A 19,374-nucleotide genomic window follows, 5' to 3' on the forward strand; every position below is an offset into this window, starting at 1 on the left:
TGGGCAAAACCGCGGGCGAAGCCTTTCAGATCGTCCCAGCCCTGGCGGCGCTCCAGCGGCGCGATGACGTGGACGCCCTTGCCACCGGTGACCATGGCGAAGGTCGTCAGGCCGAGATCGGCGAGGCTGTCGCGCAGGTCGAAGGCGGCCTGTTTCACATCGCCGAAATCGAGGCCCTCGTCGGGATCGAGGTCGAAGACCAGCCGGTCGGGCTTTTCCAGCCTGTCGTTGTGGGCGCCCCAGATGTGGAATTCGAGCGTGTTCATCTGCACCGCACCGACGAGGCCGGCGGCGCTCCCGACGGTGAGATAGTCGGCCTTGCTGCCATCCTTCTCGGTGACGGCGACGGTTTCGACCGCGTCGGGAAAGCCGCCGCTGTCGTGCTTCTGGAAGAAGCAGCGCTTGTCGCCGCCCTGCGGGCAGCGGACCAGCGACAGCGGCCGGTTGCCGGCATGGGCCAGCATGCGGTCGGCGATCTTCTCGTAATAGAGAGCAAGGTCGCCCTTGGTGACGCCCTGGCCCTCGAAGACGACGCGCCCGGGATGGGTCAGCCGAACGTCGGCCACCCGATCGGGCGCAGCGCCGGTGCTCTGCGGCGACGGCGTCGCCTTCGCGGCGGGCTTGCCGCCCTTGCGCCCCGACGCCGGAGCGGATGTCGGTCGCTCGTCGGTCACGTCCCCGGCCTCCTTGTCCTCGCGCAGTCCCTTGAAGACGCCGTGGCGGATCGAACCGTCGGCGGTGATCTCGGCGAACTCGATCTCGGCCACCAGCGTCGGGGTGACGAAGCGGGCAGCGCGCTTCACATCGGAGGCGAGTTCGGCGAAGGGCGAGGTCTTGCGCGCCAGATCGGCGAAGCGGGACTTCAGATCGGCCATGGCCTCCTCGTCGAAGCCCGACCCGACGCGGCCGCGATAGACCAGCGTGTCGCCGTCCATCACGCCGAGCAGGATCGAGGAGAACGGCCGGCTCTTCTTGTCCGACGGTTTCCAGCCGCCGATGACGAATTCCTGCCGGCGGGTGCATTTCACCTTCAGCCAAGAGCGCGAGCGGCCGCCGCGATAGGGCGCGTCGGCGCGCTTGGCGATGATGCCCTCATGGCCGGAGGCGCAGACCTTCTTGAAGACGGATTCGCCGCTGCCGGTGATGTGCTCGCTGTAGAGCAGCGTCTGGGTCTCGTGCCCGTCGAGAAGATCGCGCAGCGCCGCCTTGCGGTCGGTCAGCGGCTCATCGCGCAGATCCTCGCCATCGAGATGCAGGAGGTCGAAACAGAAGCAGGAGAGGGGGCCGCCCTCCGACAGATGCTTCTGGAGGGTGGAGAAATCGGTGCCGCCCTCGGCGTCGAAAGCCACCACTTCGCCGTCGATCAGCGCGCTGCGGCAGTTCAGGGTCGCGGCGGCCTCGGCGATGCCGGTGAAGCGCTCGGTCCAGTCCTGTTCGTTGCGAGTCCAGCAGGTCACCTTGCCGTCGCCGATGGCGATCAGCACGCGGTAGCCGTCATATTTCATCTCGTGGACCCAGTCGCGCCCGGCCGGGGCCGTGTCGACAAGGGTGGCGAGCTGTGGCGGGGAGAAGGCCGGCATCGGCAACGGCTTGCCCGCCTTGCCCTTGGCGGGCTTGGCCGACGGCTTCTTGTCCTTCGCGGCGGTCTTTGCCTCGGTCGAGGACGCCTTGCTCTTCTTGCCGGTGGTATCCTCGCTCTCGTCGTCGGCCGTGCGGTCGGTGTCCCAGACGTCGTCGCCCTTGGCGATGGCGGCCATGCTGCGCCCGGTCTTGACGCTCTTGTCGGCCTTCAGGAGATTGCGCCGGCGATCGACCGCCTCGTCCTTCTCCTTGATCAGCAGCCAGTTCTCGCGCTTCTCGCCGTTTCGCGGCTTCATCCGCACGAGCGCCCAGTTGCCGCGCATGCGCTCGCCTTCGAGATGCATCTTGAGGCTGCCCTTGGCGAAGCCCTTGTCGGGATCCTCCAGCGGCTCCCAGGTCCCCTGGTCCCAGAGCATCACCGTGCCGCCGCCATATTCGCCCTTCGGGATCGTGCCCTCGAAGGTGCCGTAATCCATCGGATGGTCTTCGGTGCGGACCGCGAGGCGCTTGTCGGCGGGGTCGAGGCTGGGCCCCTTGGTGACCGCCCAGCTCTTCAGGACGCCTTCCCACTCGATGCGGAAATCGTAGTGAAGCCGCGTCGCGTCATGCTTCTGGACGCAGAAGAACAGGCCGTCGCCGGCGATCTTCTCCGCCTCCGAGCCGCTGGGCTCGCGCGTCTTGGCGAAGTCGCGCTTCTGCCGGTAGGTTTCGAGCAGGGCGTCGCTCTTTGCTGCCATGACCGCGACCCGTCAGGCGCTCTTGCGCCGGCTGGTGGAGGCCTTCGCATCCGAGCCGGACTTCGTCGATTTGCTGCCGCTCGCCTTGGTGCTGCGCGACTTGGCGGTGGTCTTGGCCTTGCTGCCCCGTGCGGACGATGCGCCGGACTTGGAGGCGCTCTTCTTCTCGCCGCTCTCGCCGCCGCCACCTTCGAGGCTCTTCTTCAGGGTGGCCATCAGGTCGACGACATTGCTGCCCTTGCTGGCCGGTGCCGGTTCGTCGTCCTCGACGGTGACGCGGGCCTTGCCGCCCTTCTTGCGCTTCTCGGCAATCAGCGCCTTGAGGGCCGCGGTGTAGTGGTTCTTGAAGTTCGAGGCGTCGAAGGGGGCGGTCTTCTTCTCGATGAGCTGGGTCGCGACGTCGAGGAGATCGCCGTCGGTCTCCGCGTCGGAGATGTCGGAGAAGATCGTATCGGACTTGCGGATCTCGTCCTCGTAATGAAGCGTCTCCAGCAGCAGGCCGGTGCCGCAGGGGCGCAGCGCCACGAGATATTCCTTGCCGCGCAGCGAGAGCTGGCCGAGCCCGGTCTTCTTGGCCTGGCGCAAGGCGTCGCGCACGACGCGGAAGGCGTCCTCGGCGAGCTCGTCCTGGGGCACGACGTAATAGGGCTTGTCGAAATAGAGCGGCGGGATCGAGCAGGTGTCGACGAACTGGACGAGCTCCAGCGTCTTCTTGGTCTCGATCTTGACGTCCTCGATCTCCTCGTCGGTGAGCAGCACGTAGTCGTCCTTGCCGACCTCGTAGCCCTTGACGATCTCGTCCTTGTCGACCGGGCCGATGCCCTCCACCACCTTGTCGTAATGGATGCGCTTGCCGCTCTCGCGATGGATCTGGCGGAAGCTGATCGAGGCGCCGGATTGTGTCGCCGAGAACATTTCGACCGGGATCGAGACGAGGGAAAGCCGGATCTGGCCTTTCCAGATGGGACGAGGCGCCATGCATATACTCCAGACAAGACAGACTGCCGCGCCGGTAGAACGGACGCGGGCGGCGACTCGTTCCCGTTGAGTCACCCCGTCGCCCTGCGCGCGTTGGCGCACGGCGAAAAGTGGTTGATGGACACGGGCTGTGCCGCCGCAACCTTGCGTATCGGCCGGCACTCGGGCAGCACGTCCTGCGAACGCCATCCTCGCCCTTCGATTCAACCAACCGCGCCAAGCCCTTGATCCGGATTCTCCATACCGCCGACTGGCAGGTCGGAAAGCCCTTCGGCCAGTTCGAGCCGGACCGCCGCGGCGAGCTGCGGGCCGAGCGTTTCGCCGTGGTCGCGCGGATCGCCGCGCTGGCGCAGGCGCGCGGCTGCGACGCGGTGCTGGTGGCGGGCGACGCCTTCGACGACAACACGGTGTCCGATCGCGATCTGCACCGGACGCTGGAGGCGATGGCGGGCTTTTCCGGCTCATGGATCATGCTGCCGGGCAATCACGACGCGGCCTTGAGCGAATCCGTCTGGACGCGGCTGCGCCGGCGCAGCGGCCAGGCTGCGGTGGTCATTGCCGACCGGCCGGAGCCGATCGATCTGAAGGACGGCGCGGCGGTGATCCTGCCGGCGCCGCTGACCCGCCGCCACGAGGGCGCCGATCTGACGGCCTGGTTCGACCACGCCGAGACGCCCGCCGGCGCCGTGCGCATCGGGCTGGCCCACGGCTCGGTCGCCAACCGGCTGCCGGCCAAGGCCGAATCCGGCAATCCGATCGCCGACGACCGCACCGAGCGGGCGCGGCTCGACTATCTGGCGCTCGGCGACTGGCACGGCTTCGTCGAGATCGCGCCGCGCACGGTCTATGCCGGTACGCCCGAGCCGGACCGCTATCCGGCCAACGAGCCCGGCCATGTGGCGATCGTCGAGATCGACGCGCCGGGCGCGGCGCCGCGCATCGAGCGGGTGCGCACCGCCCGCTTCGACTGGCGCGCGATGGAACTCAGGCTCGACGGTGCGATCGACGGCCTCGACGCGGCGCTGGCGGAACTGACCCGTCCCGGCGAGACGCTGCTCGACCTGACCCTGACAGGCAGCCTGCCGCTGCGCGAGCGGGTGCGGCTGGACGCGGCATTGGACGAGTGGTCGGCGCGGCTCTTCGATCTGCGGCTGCGCGACGCCGGGCTGATCGACGAGCCGGACGCGGAGGATCTCGACCTGATCGATGTCGGCGGCTTCGTGCGCGTGGCCATCGACCGGCTGCGCGAACGGGCAGCCGATCCGCAGGACCCCGAGCGCGCCGCCGCGCAGCTGGCGCTGCGCATGGCCTATGTCGAGCACCGCCGGCTCTTAGGCACCGCGGCCGACGGCTCCGGCACGGCAAAGGGCTGAGCCATGTATCTGAAGTCGCTTCGCCTCACCGATTTCGCGGGCATCCGCTCGGCCGAGCTGCCACTGATCGAGCCGGGCCTCAACGTCATCGTCGGCGACAACGAGGCCGGCAAGTCGACGCTCTTGACCGCGCTGCGCGCCGCCTTCTTCCAGAAGCACCGGGCCGGCGGTGAGGCGGTGAAGGCGCTCGGACCCTATGACCGCCAGGCGCGGCCCGAGGTCGAGGTCGGTTTCGAGATCGACGGGACGAGCTACACGCTGACCAAGGCGTTCCTGCAGCGGCCGGCGGCCGAGCTCGTCTGGGCCGGCGGCAAGCTCTCGGGCGACGCGGTGGAGGAGCATCTCGCCGAGCTGTTCCGCTTCACCCATCCGGGCGCGGGCGAGCCGAAGCTCGACAAGCACCAGGGCGCCTTCGGGCTTTTGTGGGTCGAGCAGGGGCGTTCGACCGGCGGTCTCGACGTCGGTGTCGGTCGCGACGCGGTGACGGCTTCGCTGGAAGGCGAGGTCGGGCAGATTCTCGGCGGCGAGCGCGGGCGCAGCCTGATCGCCAGCGCCAAGGCGCTGCAGGACCGCTTCTTTACCGAGACGCTGAAGGTCGCCCGCTCATCGCCGGTGCGCGAGACGGAAGAGCGTCTGGCGGAGCTGCGCGACGAGCTGTCCGCCAAGACGGCGCTCTGGCGCGACTTCCAGGACCGGCTCGACCGGCTGGAGGAGCGGCGGCGCAAGCTGCGCGCCTATGAGCGCGACGCCGCACTGCCGATGGCCGAGCAGGCGCTGGAAGCGGCCGAAGCGGCGGCGGTCCGCGCCGAAAATCTCGACCGGGAATGCGGCGAGGCCGAGCGCGACGTGCAGCATGCGCTGGCGCGGCGTGACGCGGCGGCCGAGCGCCTGTCCCAGCGCGACAAGCTGATGGCGACGGTTGCCGAGGCGGCGCGGGTGGCCGGGGAGAGTGCGGCCACGCTCGACGAGTTGCGGGCGGCCGGCGTCGAGGAGCGGGCCGGGCTGGAGCGGGCGGAAGCGGCGCGCGAGGCCGCGCGGCTGGCCGCCGAACAGGCCGACGCCGCCGACGAGGCGCAGCGTTCGCGCGCCGAGGTGAAGCGCCTGACCGACGAGATCGCCGCGCTGGAGCGCCGCCTGACGGAAGGCCGGACGCTGGATGCGCGCCTCGCCGAACTGCGCCGGCCCGACGGCGCGCCGGCGATCGACGCGGCTGCGATCAAGGCCCTCGATGCGGCCGACCAGCGGGTGCGCGATGCCGCGGTCCGCCTGTCGGTGGCCGCGCCGACCATCCGGTTCGAGCCCGACGGTGGCGCCGGCGTCACCGACCCGGCCGGGCAGGTCGTGGCGCCCGGCACCGCCGTCCGGGTGACGGTCCCGACCGGCTTCACGCTCGACGGCTTCGGCCGGATCGTGGTGGAGCCCGGCGGCGACGCCGAGACCCTGCGCCATGACAGCGAAGCGGCGGCGGCCGAGCGGGCGGCGCTCATGAAACGCTTCGGCGTCGAATCGACCGACGCGGCGCGCGCCCGTGCCCGGGTCGCCGAAGAGCGCCGGATCGAGGCGGCCGCGCTGACCCGGCAGCTCACGGCGCTTCTGCCCGAGGGCGTGGCGACGGCAGTCTCGGCGCTGGAGGAATTGCGGGCAGACCTTGCCCGGCGCGCAGCCCTGTCGCCGGAGGCCGCGGGAGATGGCGCCGGGCCGCTTGCGGCCGACGGCGAGCGCATCCGGCAGATCCGCCAGGAAGCGCGGCGGCGCCTCGATGCCGCCAGCGCCGAACTGGAGCAGGTGCGTCGTGCGGCATCCGGCAGTCTCGCCCGGATCGCCGCGGCAGAATCGGAGGCCGGGTTCCGGCGGGCCGAGGCCGATCGGTTGCGCCGCGAACTCGCCGAAGCCGAAGCCGTGCGGCCGCGCACGGCGCTGGCCGAGGATCTGGCGGCGGCGGAGCTGGAGCGTTCGGCCAAGGCCGCCGTTGCGGCGATGCGCCAGCGCGAACGCGACAATGCCGATCCGGAGACGGTGCGCCTCACCCTGACGACACGCAGGAAGGCGCTCGAATCGATCCGCCGCGACATGGCGGCGCTGAAGGACGAAGCGCTGACGCTGGAAGGCGAGCTGCGGGCCCAGGGCGCCACCGGCCTCGGCGAGGAGATCGCCCGTCTCGAGGGCGAGATCGGCACGCTGGAGACGCGGCTTTCGCGCCTCAGGCTCGAAGCCGACGCCTCGCGCCTGCTGCACACCACGCTGATCGGCGCCCAGCGCGAGGCGCGCGAACATTGGCTGGGGCCGATCAAGACCCAGGTCGCGCCCTATCTGAAGCTGATCCATCCCGGCACCGAGATTGAGCTCGACGACACCACGCTGGAAATCCGCAGCCTGCACCGGGCCGGCGTCGCGGAAGATTTCCGCCGCCTGTCGGCGGGCGCGCGGGAACAGGTCGCCGTCGTCACCCGCATCGCGCTCGCCCACGTCCTGAAGAAGGGCGGGCATCCGGCCGCGGTGATCCTCGACGATGCGCTGGTCAATACGGACGAGAAGCGCCTGGAGCGGATGCATCTCGTCCTGCAGAAGGCGGCGGAGGATCTGCAGATCATCGTCCTGACCTGCCGCGAGCGGGACTTCCGCGATCTCGGGGCGCCGATCTTCCGACTCTGACCCGCTGGACGGCTGCTTCGGGGCGGGAATCACCCGCGCCGCATTTCGGGCCTCGAAGGGGCAAAAGCCGTTTGGAGGGCCTGTTCCGCGCGGTCCGGGGCCCGGCAAGGCTCCGGGCGAAGGCCGTCAGCGGCGGCCGCAAACCCCTGCAAACCGGCGATTCTTAACAAGTGGTGAATGAAAAAGTGGCATCCCCGCAACAGGGGTGTGTCCAAAGCACCCCAGAAGCCCCAATGTGGCATTTAGGCGATTGCATCCAGAACGCTGGTGGATATTGTCGCCACAGAGAGATCGAGGGGGCATTCGCTTCGGACTTTCGCACAGGGGATGGGGCAGGGAAGGCTGTCCTTCGTATAAGGCCCAACCCTAACCTATAAAAAATGACTGGAGGTCAGGACATGAACATTAAGAGCCTTCTTCTCGGCTCCGCTGCGGCTCTCGTCGCAGTCTCCGGCGCCCGCGCTGCGGACGTCATTATGCCGGTTGCTCCGGAGCCGGTCGACTACGTTCGCGTTTGCGACGTTTACGGCACGGGCTTCTACTACATCCCGGGCACCGAGACCTGCCTGTCGATCAACGGCTACGTACGCTTCCAGTACAACGTCGCTGGCGGCATCGAGGACGACTTCGGCAACGACTACCTCACGAACCTCGAAGGCGACAACTACCAGGCCGGCTCCGCCGTCCGCGTCCGCCTGAACTTCGACGCTCGTGAAGAGACCGAGCTCGGCACCCTGCGCGCCTTCGCTCGCGTCCAGGCTCAGAACGCCTTCGGCGCCTACAGCAACGACGCCAACTACCGCATGGACATGGGCTTCATCCAGCTCGGTGGCCTGACCATGGGTTACCTGGACAGCCTCTGGACCGAAGGCGACGGCCTGCTGACGGATACGGACCTGCCGGTCGGTGACTACCAGACCAACCGCGTCTCCTACACCTACGCTGCAAACGGCTTTACCGCCGCTCTGTCGCTCGAAGACGATGGCACGGGCGACTTTGCTCCGGACGTCGTTGGTCGCCTGGCCTATGCCGGTGGCTGGGGCTCGATCTACCTCGCCGGTTCGTACGACGAGGAAGTCGACTTCGCTACGGGCCTGATCAACCGTGCGTCCTTCGCACCGTTCGTCGTCGGCTTCGATCCGCGCGAAGACGATGGTGCTTTCGCTCTGAAGGCCGGTCTGTCCCTCACGGACCTGATCGCTGCCGACTCCGAGCTGAAGATCGAGGGTTCCTACGCCTTCGACCCGTCGAGCTACTCCACGATCGGCCTGTTCTCGAATGCCGCTACGCTCGGCACGCAGATCGACCTGTTCACCGGTACCCTGCCGGTCGAGTGGCAGATCGGTGCTGGTTACGCTCAGCAGTTCGGCAAGCTCGGCATCGCCGTGTCCGGCGTCTACGGTGAGACCTTCGACACCTACGGCTTCACCACTGCCACCGCCTTCACGAACCGTGGCAACGGCGACTACTACAAGCTGGTCGGTAACGTCGGCTACGAGATCACCAACAACTTCGACATGCTGGCTGAGATCTCCTACGCCAACCTCGACTTCAACGGCGACAACGGCTTCGCTGACAACTCGATCGACCAGACGGCGGGCTTCCTCCGCTTCGTCCGCTCCTTCTAATAGAGCAGACATATCGTCTAGAGAGCCCGGCGTTCGCGCCGGGCTCTTTTTGTTTGTGGCCGTGACTGTCACCGCAAGACGTCCGTCCGGCGGATCGACGGTCCTGCCGACCGGCGGTTGCCGCGCTGCACACTCCCACTAGCTAGTCCCGCATCTTCATCGACTGCGGAGCCGGCCAGATGACGTCCTTCCTTGGCAAGTTGATCGTGCTTGCCGCCACGACCGCAGGTCTCACCCGACTGTCCCGCCTTCTTCGCGGCGACAGCGGCCGGGCAGGGAGCCGAGGGCCCAGGGACGACAAGACCTCCCAAGCTGCTGAAACACCAGCCCCCGCGCGCATGGACGGGGCCGAGGCCGTCGACAATGCTGCGGCGAGGCCTGCTCCTGCTCCGCCCGAGACCGACTCGCAGGACGTTGCCGGTCAGGACGTGCCGTCCGCATCGAACGGAGCGGGCGCAGACTCCGCGAAGGCAGAGGTGGCGGCGAAGCCTGCCGCCGCGCCAAAATCTGCGGCACCGGTCCCGCCGGAAGACCCGCTCGCCGTCAAGCACCGGGCCGCGCCCTTCGACCGCAATTTCCGCTCGGTGGACTACACCCGATTGTCGCAGGACCGGGCGGCGATCGCTGAGGATCGCGCGCGTCAGCGGCGCATGCATTCGACCTGGAGCCCGCCGCCGCCGGACCAGAGACGACCAGCCGAACCCAGCCAGTCGGGTGTGTTCTCGAATTTCGGCGGCAGCGTAGTCGCCGCGGAGGTGATCCGCGGTGGCGAGGCCGGGCGCATTCCCGATCCCATGCCGCAGCTTCCCGGCGAACGGATCGCGTTCTCCGGGCCGCATCCCGATGCGCCGACGCCCGATCTCGCCGATCGCGAAGGCATACCGGCCGACCCGTTGGCGGTGAAGCACCGTTCCGAGCGTTTCGACCAGGATTTCCGGACGGTGGATTATGCCAATCTCGATGGCGGCGATGCAGCGCCCGGGATGGTCGAGGACGTCAGTGCCGTGCCGCCGGCCCTGACGCCGGTGCCCGCCGATGACGGGACCTATGTCGCCGCGTTCCGCACGGCCGGAGGGCCGGCGCCGTTGCGCGGCGCGCCGGCGAGCGCGGACATGGAGCAGGACCCGGACGCCGAAGGTTCAGCCAATTCGGGCGAAGGGGATGCGGGCGTCGAGGCGGCGCCTGCTGCCGCAGCCGCCGATGCGTCTGTGACCGACACCGGAGAGGGCGCGCGGGCGCCGGACGACCTCACGCAGATCAAGGGGATCGGCCCGACGGTGGAGCGTCTCCTGTTCGAGCAGGGCATCTTCCGCTTCGACCAGATCGCGGCACTCGGCGAGAGCGAGATCGCGGCGATCGAAGCGGCGATTGGCTTCAGCGGCCGGATCGGCCGGGAGGCCTGGGTCGAACAGGCCCGTGCCCTGTCACAGGGCAAGGCGGCCGGCTGAGGCCGGGCGCCCGCCGTGTCAGGGCTTCAAGCGGCGGCGGTCAGCCGCCGCGGCCGAAGCGCAGGTCGCGCTCGATGTCGAAGCCGGCGCCGAGGCGCATCTTGTAAACCCCGTAATTCTCCATGATCCGCTGCACGTAGTTGCGGGTCTCGGTGTAGGGAATGCGCTCGACCCAGTCGACGACCTGGTCGAGCGGCTTGCCGCGCGGGTCGCCGAACCGTTCGATCCATTCGCGGGCGCGCCGCGGGCCGGCATTGTAGGCGGCGAAGGTCAGCACGTAGGAGCCGCCGAAATCGGCGATCTGCTCGCCGAGAAAATGCGCGCCGAGAGTGGCGTTGTAGCCGGGGTCGCTGGTCAGCCGGTCCGGCGAATAGCTGACGCCCACCTTGCGGGCGACGCTCTTGGCGGTGTTCGGCATGAGCTGCAGCAGGCCGAGTGCGCCGGCCGATGACCGGGCCTTCGGGTTGAAGGCGCTCTCCTGCCGCGCGATGGCATAGGCCAGCGCCTTGCCCGCCGCCGAGATGTTGGCGCTCGCCGGGATCACGCCGATCGGGAAGGCGAGGGCAGGGGCATCGATGCCGCGCCAATAGGCGAGCTTGCCGACCTGCAGCACCAGATGATGGTCGCCGCGTCGCTCTGCCATGACTGACAGAAGCGCGAGTTCGCCGGGGCTCTCCAGTTCGTCCGCAAGGGCGCGATAGAGGCTATCGGCGCGCCAGTCGGAGCCGATCTCCTCCAGTCGCCGGATCGCGCGGACCGCCTCGCGCTGCTCGAAGCGGCGGCGTTCGGCGTCGCTCGGGCGGGGGAAGCTGATCGCTTCGGGCTTGCGGCCGAGGCGCGCCGCCGCGAGCTGGCCGTAATAGGTCGCCGGATAATGCGCGGCCTTGGCGTAATAGCTGGCCGCCGAGCCCGAGGCGCCGGCTTCCGCCGAACGACCCAGCCAGTAATAGCCGCGCGACAGGGACAGCGGCATGCTGGAGATCTGGACGATCTGGGCGAAATGGCGCTGCGCCGTCACCGGGTCGTTGAGGAAGCGCATGGCGATCCAGCCGGCGTGGAACTCGGCCTCGACCTGTTCCTGGGGGCTTTCGGCCAGATGCATGGCGGCGACGCGATAGGCGAGCTTCGGCTTGCCGAGATCGAGGAGATCGCGGGCAACGATGCGGCGCTCGTTCCACCAGGCGTCGGGATCGACCAGCGCATCGACATCGCGCGGGGCGTCGATGAGGAGCTGCGCGGCTTCCTCGACCTTGTCGTGCTTGCGGTTGTACTCGATCAGCGCGAGGCGGTAGCCGGGATCGGCGCGCTCGGCCTTCGGCACCGCCGACAACAGCTTGGCGGCATTGCCCTCGTTGCGGATCACCGCGGCGCGGGCGGCATAGAGCGCCTTGGCGCCGGCCATGCCGACGACGCGCCCGGCATCGGTCACGCGCTCGGCATAGAGCAGCATGTCCATGCGGCGCTTGTGGTCGGCCCGCGACAGAAGTGACTGGAAATTCGCCAGGAACTGGCGCTCGACATCCTTGTCGAGACGTTCCTCGCGCCAGACCCGCGACACCAGCGCCTTGGCGCGGCCGGCGTCGCCGGCGGCCAGATAGGCACGGGCGAGCGCCATCGCGCCCTCGGGGCTTTCCGGTTTGCCGTTGCCGAAGGCGCGGATCACTTCGCCCGCCGGCAACTGCTCGCGATAGAGCGCCTTCTCGCTGTTGATCCGCAGCGTCTTGGTGCCGGGCCAGCTGGCGAGCTCGGTGGCGGTGCGGGCGATCTCGGCGGCCGGAACGTCCTTGCCGCCGGTCAGGCCGATCGCCCAAGAGAGGATGTGGCGGTCGAGCGAGCCGGGCACCATGCCCTCGCGGATGGCACGGGCCTTCTGGGCATTGCGGTCGGAGAGCGCCTGCAGGCCGTCCTTCAACTCGCCGCGCATCGGCTGCACCGAACCGAGGCGCGGGGTCATCGCCGCGATCGAGGCGGTGAAGGCGCTGGCGCCGGCCGGGGTCGCCGCGGGGGCGGCCTGGGCGAGGGCCGGGTTCTGGCGCGCGGTGACCGTTCGGCCAAAGCGCCACGGATCCATCGGGACGCCGGCCGCATGGACGGCGGGACGCGACGTCGGCAACGGGCCGAGCAGGGGCAACACGGCCTCCTGGGCCAGTGTGGACGTGGCCGTCATGGCGGAGATCACCGCTGCAATCACGAGCCGCTGCGCAAGATTCTGTGCTGTCATGGCCAACCTTCTGGACGTCCGGACCAAGGCAGATGGACTGCCTGGCCCCGCCATTTCCGCTCGCAATCGCCGCTGCCTGTGATCGTCGCGATCGGGGCATGGCGGATTGCCGGAATGGTTTGCAAATCTCTCACGACCACGATTAAAGCGCCGTTACCGGCAACAGTCACGAGGCTTCGGGCGGGACCGCCTCCGGGCGCTGCTTGTTTCGCCCCGACCGCTTCAATATGGTGCCGCGATCCCGGACCGATCGCAGCTTCCGGCACGCCATCTTCGGGTGGTCCAGCGGGCGACGGTCGTCGGCCAAATGACATTCACGAGACGAAGTGCGTGCCGCCGTTCGATGCGTCCGGCATGTGGGGAGAAAGAGAGAGCATGTTCAAGGGTTCGCTGCCGGCGTTGGTGACGCCGTTCGCCGAAGACGGATCGCTGGACGAGGCGACGTTCGCGGCCTTCGTCGAATGGCAGATCGGCGAGGGCTCGCACGGTCTGGTGCCCGTCGGCACGACGGGCGAGAGCCCGACGCTGACCCATGGCGAGCACAAGCGCATCGTCGAGATCTGCATCGAGACGACGCGCGGCCGGGTGCCGGTTGTGGCGGGTGCCGGCTCGAACAACACGGTCGAGGCGATCGAACTCGCGCAGTTCGCCGAAAAGGCCGGCGCCGACGGGCTTCTCGTCGTCACGCCCTATTACAACAAGCCGAACCAGAAGGGCCTCTACGCCCATTACGCCGCCATCGCCCGGTCGGTGTCGCTGCCGATCATCATCTACAACATTCCCGGGCGCTCGGTCATCGACATGACGCCGGAGACGATGGGCCGGCTGGCGGCGGATTTCTCCAACATCATCGGCGTCAAGGACGCGACCAGCCGCGTCGAGCGCGTGTCGGAGCAGCGGATCACCTGCGGCCCCGACTTCCTGCAGCTGTCCGGCGAGGACGCCTCGGCGCTCGGCTTCAACGCCCATGGCGGCCAGGGCTGCATCTCGGTGACGGCGAATGTCGCGCCGAAGCTGGGCGCCGAATTCCAGTCGGCCTGCCTTGCCGGCGACTACGCCAAGGCCCTGGAGATCCAGGACAAGCTGATGCCGCTGCACAAGGCGCTGTTCATCGAGCCGAACCCGACCGGCGTGAAATACGCCCTGTCGAAGCTCGGCAAGCTGGGCAACCGCCTGCGCTCGCCGCTGGTGCCGATCGACGAATCCACCGAGCGCACGATCGACGCGGCGCTGAAGCATGCCGGCCTGATCGGCTGATCTGCCGTCTTACGACGGTCGAAACCATGCCGTCTCGCCCCTATATCATGGGGCGAGAGGAGCGCGGCCGGGCCGCGCGCGAGGTTTGAATGGCGAAGAAGAAGAAATCGGCAGGCTCGAACGTTGCGGCGGAGAACCGCAAGGCCCGCTTCAATTACGAGATCCTCGACACGCTGGAGGCCGGCCTTGTCCTGACCGGGACCGAGGTGAAGTCGCTGCGCGAGGGGCGGGCGTCGATCGCCGAGTCCTACGCCAGCGAAGAGGGCGGCGAGCTCTGGCTGATCAACTCCAACCTGCCGGAATATCTGCAGGCCAACCGCTTCAACCATGTGCCGAAGCGGCGGCGGAAGATCCTCGTGCATCGCACCCAGCTCAGCCGGCTGGCGAGCGCGATCCAGAAGGACGGCATGACGCTGGTGCCGCTGCGCATCTACTTCAACGATCGCGGCGTGGCCAAGCTGCAGCTGGCGCTGGCGCGCGGCAAGAACGCGCCCGACAAGCGGCAGACCATGAAGGAACGCGACTGGAACCGCCAGAAGCAGCGGATCCTGAAGGAAGCCTGAGCCGGGGGAGAGGCGGATGGTCGACGTGTCGAGACTGCCGGACGATCTGACGCCGCCGACCGACGACGGCGGGGCCGCCCACCTGGAAGGTGTGCGCCTTCCGGCGGTGCCGCTGCCGGCAACGGACGGGACAGAGGTCGACCTGTCGCGTCTGCCCGGCCGGCTCGTCCTCTATGTCTATCCGATGACCGGACGGCCGGATGCGGCGCTGCCCGAAGGTTGGAACGACTTTCCCGGCGCACGCGGCTGCACGCCCCAGAGCTGCAGCTTCCGCGACCATCATGCCGAATTGCAGGCGCTCGGCGTCGCACAGGTGTTCGGCCTGTCCACCCAGACGACCGAAGAGCAGCGCGAGGCAGCCGAACGGCTGCATCTGCCCTATCCGCTTCTGTCGGATGCCGCGGGAGACCTGCGCCGCGCCCTCGACCTTCCGTTCTTCGAACTCGACGGCGGGCTGTATCTGAAGCGCATGGCGATGGTCGTCACCGACGGGCGCATCGACAAGGTGTTTTACCCGGTGTTCCCGCCCGATCGGAACGCGGCCGATGTCGTCGCCTGGCTGTCCGCCGGGCGCTGACCTTCAGCGCTTCAGGAACGCCGCCGCATTCTCGAACACGTCGTGGAACATCGCCTCGGTCAGCCGGCCGGTATTCGTGTTGTAGCGCGAGCAGTGATAGCTCGAGAACACGGCGATGCCGCCGACCATGTGATGGGCGTTGTGCCCGAAGGGTGCCACTGATGGGCGTTCGCCCAGCGCGCGGACCGTCGAGTCATGGGCGATGCGGCCCAAGGTCACGACCGCCGCGAGCTTCGGAAAGGTCGCCATCCGTCCGGAGAAGAACTGCCGGCAGGTGTTGATCTCGGCGCCGACCGGCTTGTTCTGTGGCGGCACGCAGCGCACGGCGTTGACGATCGCCGTGTCGATCAGTTCGAGCCCGTCATCGGTGCGGGCGGCGAAGCGATCATTGGCAAAGCCGTAGCGCGCCAGCGTCGCGTAGAGGAGGTCGCCGGCATAGTCGCCGGTGAATGGCCGGCCGGTGCGATTGGCGCCGCGCAGTCCCGGCGCCAGACCGGCGATCAGCAGCCGCACCGCGCCGGCCCCCTCTGGCGGCAGCAGGGGCGGCACCGGGGCATTGTGCCAGTCGGGCTCCTTTGCCCGCCATTCCTCGCGGAATGCGACGAGCCGCGGGCAGAGCGGGCAATCGCGAGAGGGCTCTGCCGGCAGGTTTTCGGGCGCGCGCGTTGAACTCATTCTTCGATCCGAAGCGTCGACGGACGGCGCGGCGCGATGGCGGCGCTCAATAGTCGTCGTCCTCTTCGACGGCCGCGGCGGCTTCCTCGGCCTCGATGCGGCGGGCGATCCGCGCCTCGCGCTCGGCCGGGTCGCGGCCGATCTCGGCCTTGAGGCTCGCCAGCTCGATGAAATGGTCGGCCTGGCGCCGCAGATCGTCGGAGATCATCGGCGGCGAACTGGTGAGCGTCGAGACAACCGACACCTTGCGCCCCTTGCGCTGCAGGGCCGCGACCAGCGAGCGGAAGTCGCCGTCGCCGGAGAACAGGACGAAATGGTCGACGGTGTCGACCAGCTCCATCGCGTCGACGGCGAGCTCGATGTCCATGTTGCCCTTGATCCGGCGGCGGCCGCTGGCATCGGTGAACTCCCGGGCCGGCTTGGTGACGACGCGGTAGCCATTGTAGTCCAGCCAGTCGATCAGCGGCCGGATCGAGGAGTATTCGTTGTCCTCGACGAGGGCGGTGTAATAATAGGCGCGCAGGAGATAGCCGCGGGCCTCGAAGCTGCGCAGCATCTTCTTGTAGTCGATGTCGAAGCCCAGCCCGCGCGAGGCCGCATAGAGATTGGCCCCGTCGATGAAGAGAGCGATCTTTTCGCGTTGATCGAACATGGATGGCTGCTTTCTCGCATGAGGGAGGGCACGCATCCGCAGGCTCGACAGGATGAGCGCAGGCGGCACGAGGGTCTGCGGGCCGGCCGTTTCAGGCCGGCGTCGGCGCCGGTCGGCGAAGGCCGGTGAGTTGCGCTTCGCTTATTCTGGCCGCCGCGGCGCTGTCAACGAGGGCAGGGGATAGCGCAGCGTCCGACCCTTGCCGTACGCCCACAAACGGTATATGCGACGCGTTCATCTCTTCGAATTTCAGATACTCAGGAGACAGGCATGGCCCGCGTCACCGTAGAAGATTGCGTCGATAAGGTCGACAATCGGTTCGAGCTGGTCCTGCTCGCCAGCCATCGCGCCCGGCAGATCTCCCAGGGTCAGCCGATCACCATCGATCGCGACAACGACAAGAACCCGGTGGTCGCGCTGCGCGAGATCGCCGACGAGACCCTGTCGCCCGGCGATCTCAAGGAAGACCTGATCCACTCGCTGCAGAAGCATGTCGAGGTCGACGAGCCGGAGCCGGCACCGCAGCCCGCCTCGGCCCCGGCCGAGACCCGCAGCATCGCTGCCACCGCCGATGCCGGCGACGACGAGCCGGTTTCCTTCGACCGGATGTCCGAGGAAGAGCTCCTCTCCGGCATCGAGGGCCTGGTCCCGCCGGAAAAGACCGACGATTATTAAGCTTTTGGGAATGCCGGCACTTTCGGTCGGCGGCCTCACAGTCTTATATTGAGGGGCGTGCCGTCGTTGACGGCGCGCCCCTTTCTCTTTGCGGACCCGATCCCCAATCCCATGATGCGGCAATATGAACTCGTCGAGAAGGTGGCGGCCTACAAGCCCGATCTCGATGAAGCGCTCCTCAACCGAGCCTATGTCTACGCCATGCAGAAGCATGGCGCGCAAAAGCGTGCGAGCGGCGATCCGTATTTCTCGCATCCGCTGGAGGTCGCGGCGATCCTCACCGACATGCATCTCGACGAGGCGACCGTCGCCGTCGCGCTGCTGCACGACACGATCGAGGACACCGACGCCACCCGCAAGGAGATCGACCAGCATTTCGGCCCCAAGATCGGCCAGCTCGTCGAGGGCCTGACCAAGCTAAAGCGCCTCGACCTCGTCTCCAAGAAGGCGGCGCAGGCAGAGAACCTGCGCAAGCTGCTCCTGGCCATCGCCGACGACATCCGCGTCCTCCTGGTCAAGCTGGCCGACCGCCTGCACAACATGCGCACCCTCGGCCACATGGCGCCGGAAAAGCGGGCCCGCATCTCGCAGGAGACCATGGACATCTATGCGCCGCTCGCCGGGCGCATGGGCATGCACGACATGCGCGAGGAGCTCGAGGATCTGGCGTTCCGGCATGTCAATCTGGAAGCCTACGAGACGATCTCGGCGCGCCTCGAAGAGCTGAACCAGCGCCATGCGGCGCGGATCGCCAGCATCGAGACGGACCTGACCGACCGCCTGCGCGAGAACGGCATCGTGGCGACGGTCAGCGGCCGGCAGAAGAAGCCCTATTCGGTGTTCTCCAAGATGCAGCGCAAGGCGCTGTCGCTGGAGCAGCTCTCCGACATCTTCGGCTTCCGGGTGATCGTGGAGACCGAGGAGGAGTGCTATCGCACGCTGGGCATCGTCCACCGCAGCTGGGCGATGGTGCCGGGCCGGTTCAAGGACTACATCTCGACCCCGAAGCAGAACGACTACCGCTCGATCCACACCACCATCGTCGGCCCGTCGCGCCAGCGCGTCGAACTGCAGATCCGCACCCGCCGGATGCACGAGGTCGCCGAATACGGCGTCGCCGCCCACACGCTCTACAAGGACATGGAGGGCGACGGCGACCAGCGCGTCCACCTGTCCAAGGATTCCAACGCCTATGGCTGGCTGCGGCGCACCATCGAGCTTCTGGCAGAAGGCGACAATCCCGAGGAGTTCCTGGAGCACACCAAGCTCGAGCTCTTCCAGGACCAGGTCTTCTGCTTCACGCCCAAGGGCCGGCTGATCGCGCTGCCGCGTGGCGCGACGCCGATCGATTTCGCCTATGCGGTGCATACCGATGTCGGCGACAGCTGCGTCGGCGCCAAGATCGACGGCCGGATCATGCCGGTGGTCACCGAATTGTCGAATGGCGACGAGGTCGAGATCATCCGGGCCAAGGGCGCGACGCCGCCCCAGGCCTGGGAGAACCTGGCGGTGACCGGCAAGGCGCGCTCGGCGATCCGCCGGGCCAATCGCGCCGCCATCCGCCGGCAATATTCCGGCCTTGGCCAGCAGATCCTCGAACGCACCTTCGCGCGCTCGGGCAAGACTTTCTCGCGCGATGCGCTGAAGCCGCTTCTGGCCAAGCTCGGCCAGCGCGAGGTCGAGGACGCGCTGGCGGCCGTGGGCCGCGGCGAGCTGAACTCGGCGGACGTCGTGCGGGCGGCCTATCCGGATTTCCAGGACAGCCGCGTCACCCGCAAGTCGCCGCACCGGGAAGAGGACGGCTGGGTCAATCTGCGCACTGCCGCCGGCATGATCTTCCGGGTGCCCGGCCGCTCCAAGAAGTCGAAGAAGGGCGGCAAGGCGATTCCCATCCGCGGCGCCGGCGACGACATGCCTGTGAGCTTCGGCCCGGACGGCGCGGTGCCGGGCGACCGCATCGTCGGCATCATCGAGCCGGGCAAGGGGATCACCATCTATCCGATCCAGTCGCCGGCGCTGATCGCCTTCGACGACGAGCCGGACCGCTGGATCGACGTGCGCTGGGACATCGACGAGGCGATGAACGAGCGCTTTCCGGCCCGCATCATGATCTCGGCGATCAACGAGCCGGGTTCGCTGGCCGAGATCGCCGAGACGGTCGCCGCCAACGACGCCAACATCCACAATCTGACGATGGTCAACACGGCGCCGGACTTCACCAAGATGGTGCTGGAACTGGAAGTCTGGGACGTCCAGCACCTGACCCAGACCCTGCGTCAGCTCCGCGCCAAGCCCTGCGTCTCGGAAGTCGTGCGGGTCAACGGTTGAGCCGGGCGGCCAGCCAGCGTATCGAACCG

General features: G+C 68.1%; 14 protein-coding genes. 9 read left to right on the plus strand and 5 right to left on the minus strand.

The features are described 5' to 3' along the window. Together ligD and ACEQX1_RS12710 are read right to left on the minus strand one after the other, a co-directional pair. The coding region (gene ligD / locus ACEQX1_RS12705; protein WP_370196884.1) for a DNA ligase D at positions 1-2,318 on the minus strand (2,318 nt) is incomplete at its 3' end. 12 nt (positions 2,319-2,330) lie between these two features. Beyond that, on the minus strand, positions 2,331-3,296 hold the full coding sequence (locus ACEQX1_RS12710) for a Ku protein (protein WP_370196885.1): 966 nt from the start codon (positions 3,294-3,296) through the stop codon (positions 2,331-2,333). Positions 3,297-3,520: 224 nt separating this feature from the next. Between ACEQX1_RS12710 and ACEQX1_RS12715 the strand changes: the two genes are divergently transcribed. From ACEQX1_RS12715 to ACEQX1_RS12730, 4 genes are all read left to right on the plus strand, one after another. Beyond that, positions 3,521-4,669, plus strand: a complete 1,149-nt coding sequence (locus ACEQX1_RS12715) for an exonuclease SbcCD subunit D (protein ID WP_370196886.1) — start codon at positions 3,521-3,523, stop codon at positions 4,667-4,669. Positions 4,670-4,672: 3 nt separating this feature from the next. After that, positions 4,673-7,321 (plus strand): AAA family ATPase, encoded by a 2,649-nt coding sequence (locus tag ACEQX1_RS12720; protein ID WP_370194931.1) that lies wholly within the window; start codon positions 4,673-4,675, stop codon positions 7,319-7,321. A gap of 398 nt (positions 7,322-7,719) precedes the next feature. Continuing rightward, complete coding sequence (locus tag ACEQX1_RS12725) at positions 7,720-8,949, plus strand: porin (RefSeq protein WP_024348687.1); 1,230 nt, start codon at positions 7,720-7,722, stop codon at positions 8,947-8,949. Between the two features lie 476 nt (positions 8,950-9,425). After that, positions 9,426-10,397, plus strand: a complete 972-nt coding sequence (locus tag ACEQX1_RS12730) for a hypothetical protein (RefSeq protein ID WP_370196887.1) — start codon at positions 9,426-9,428, stop codon at positions 10,395-10,397. 40 nt (positions 10,398-10,437) lie between these two features. On the opposite strand, the gene ACEQX1_RS12735 is transcribed toward ACEQX1_RS12730, so the two are convergent. Further along, on the minus strand, positions 10,438-12,618 hold the full coding sequence (locus ACEQX1_RS12735; RefSeq protein WP_370196888.1) for a lytic transglycosylase domain-containing protein: 2,181 nt from the start codon (positions 12,616-12,618) through the stop codon (positions 10,438-10,440). A 375-nt stretch (positions 12,619-12,993) separates the two neighbouring features. On the opposite strand from ACEQX1_RS12735, the gene dapA reads away from it, so the two are divergent. The 3 genes from dapA to ACEQX1_RS12750 all read left to right on the plus strand — a co-directional run bounded on the left by dapA (position 12,994) and on the right by ACEQX1_RS12750 (position 15,015). Continuing rightward, on the plus strand, positions 12,994-13,875 hold the full coding sequence (gene dapA / locus ACEQX1_RS12740; protein ID WP_009208945.1) for a 4-hydroxy-tetrahydrodipicolinate synthase: 882 nt from the start codon (positions 12,994-12,996) through the stop codon (positions 13,873-13,875). An 89-nt stretch (positions 13,876-13,964) separates the two neighbouring features. Continuing rightward, positions 13,965-14,438 carry an SsrA-binding protein SmpB gene (smpB, locus tag ACEQX1_RS12745; protein WP_009208946.1) on the plus strand — a complete coding sequence of 158 codons (474 nt, stop codon included), beginning with the start codon at positions 13,965-13,967 and terminating at the stop codon, positions 14,436-14,438. 16 nt (positions 14,439-14,454) lie between these two features. Further along, positions 14,455-15,015 (plus strand): peroxiredoxin, encoded by a 561-nt coding sequence (locus ACEQX1_RS12750; RefSeq protein WP_370196889.1) that lies wholly within the window; start codon positions 14,455-14,457, stop codon positions 15,013-15,015. 3 nt (positions 15,016-15,018) lie between these two features. Here the strand turns inward: ACEQX1_RS12750 and ACEQX1_RS12755 are convergent, their stop codons facing one another. Then, the gene (locus ACEQX1_RS12755; RefSeq protein WP_370196890.1) at positions 15,019-15,690 is read right to left on the minus strand and encodes a uracil-DNA glycosylase; all 672 of its coding nucleotides are present in this window, start codon (positions 15,688-15,690) and stop codon (positions 15,019-15,021) included. Between the two features lie 46 nt (positions 15,691-15,736). After that, positions 15,737-16,342: an NYN domain-containing protein gene (locus ACEQX1_RS12760; protein ID WP_187392228.1), complete on the minus strand. Its 606-nt coding sequence runs from the start codon at positions 16,340-16,342 to the stop codon at positions 15,737-15,739. 270 nt (positions 16,343-16,612) lie between these two features. Here ACEQX1_RS12760 and rpoZ point away from each other — a divergent pair, with 270 nt between their 5' ends. Then, positions 16,613-17,017 carry a DNA-directed RNA polymerase subunit omega gene (rpoZ, locus tag ACEQX1_RS12765; protein ID WP_370196891.1) on the plus strand — a complete coding sequence of 135 codons (405 nt, stop codon included), beginning with the start codon at positions 16,613-16,615 and terminating at the stop codon, positions 17,015-17,017. Between the two features lie 111 nt (positions 17,018-17,128). Further along, positions 17,129-19,345: a bifunctional (p)ppGpp synthetase/guanosine-3',5'-bis(diphosphate) 3'-pyrophosphohydrolase gene (locus tag ACEQX1_RS12770; RefSeq protein ID WP_188077277.1), complete on the plus strand. Its 2,217-nt coding sequence runs from the start codon at positions 17,129-17,131 to the stop codon at positions 19,343-19,345. Positions 19,346-19,374: the final 29 nt, after the last annotated feature.

It is taken from the genome of Aurantimonas sp. (assembly GCF_964217435.1).
GTDB classification, from domain to species: Bacteria; Pseudomonadota; Alphaproteobacteria; order Rhizobiales; family Rhizobiaceae; genus Aurantimonas; species Aurantimonas coralicida.

Coding starts and splice junctions, on each gene's coding strand:
- ACEQX1_RS12735 (WP_370196888.1), bottom strand. CDS start 12,618: ATGACAGCACAGAATCTTGCGCAGCGGCTCGTGATTGCAGCGGTGATC.
- ACEQX1_RS12710 (WP_370196885.1), bottom strand. CDS start 3,296: ATGGCGCCTCGTCCCATCTGGAAAGGCCAGATCCGGCTTTCCCTCGTC.
- rpoZ (WP_370196891.1), top strand. CDS start 16,613: ATGGCCCGCGTCACCGTAGAAGATTGCGTCGATAAGGTCGACAATCGG.
- ACEQX1_RS12720 (WP_370194931.1), top strand. CDS start 4,673: ATGTATCTGAAGTCGCTTCGCCTCACCGATTTCGCGGGCATCCGCTCG.
- ACEQX1_RS12725 (WP_024348687.1), top strand. CDS start 7,720: ATGAACATTAAGAGCCTTCTTCTCGGCTCCGCTGCGGCTCTCGTCGCA.
- ACEQX1_RS12750 (WP_370196889.1), top strand. CDS start 14,455: ATGGTCGACGTGTCGAGACTGCCGGACGATCTGACGCCGCCGACCGAC.
- ACEQX1_RS12755 (WP_370196890.1), bottom strand. CDS start 15,690: ATGAGTTCAACGCGCGCGCCCGAAAACCTGCCGGCAGAGCCCTCTCGC.
- smpB (WP_009208946.1), top strand. CDS start 13,965: ATGGCGAAGAAGAAGAAATCGGCAGGCTCGAACGTTGCGGCGGAGAAC.
- ACEQX1_RS12760 (WP_187392228.1), bottom strand. CDS start 16,342: ATGTTCGATCAACGCGAAAAGATCGCTCTCTTCATCGACGGGGCCAAT.
- dapA (WP_009208945.1), top strand. CDS start 12,994: ATGTTCAAGGGTTCGCTGCCGGCGTTGGTGACGCCGTTCGCCGAAGAC.
- ACEQX1_RS12770 (WP_188077277.1), top strand. CDS start 17,129: ATGATGCGGCAATATGAACTCGTCGAGAAGGTGGCGGCCTACAAGCCC.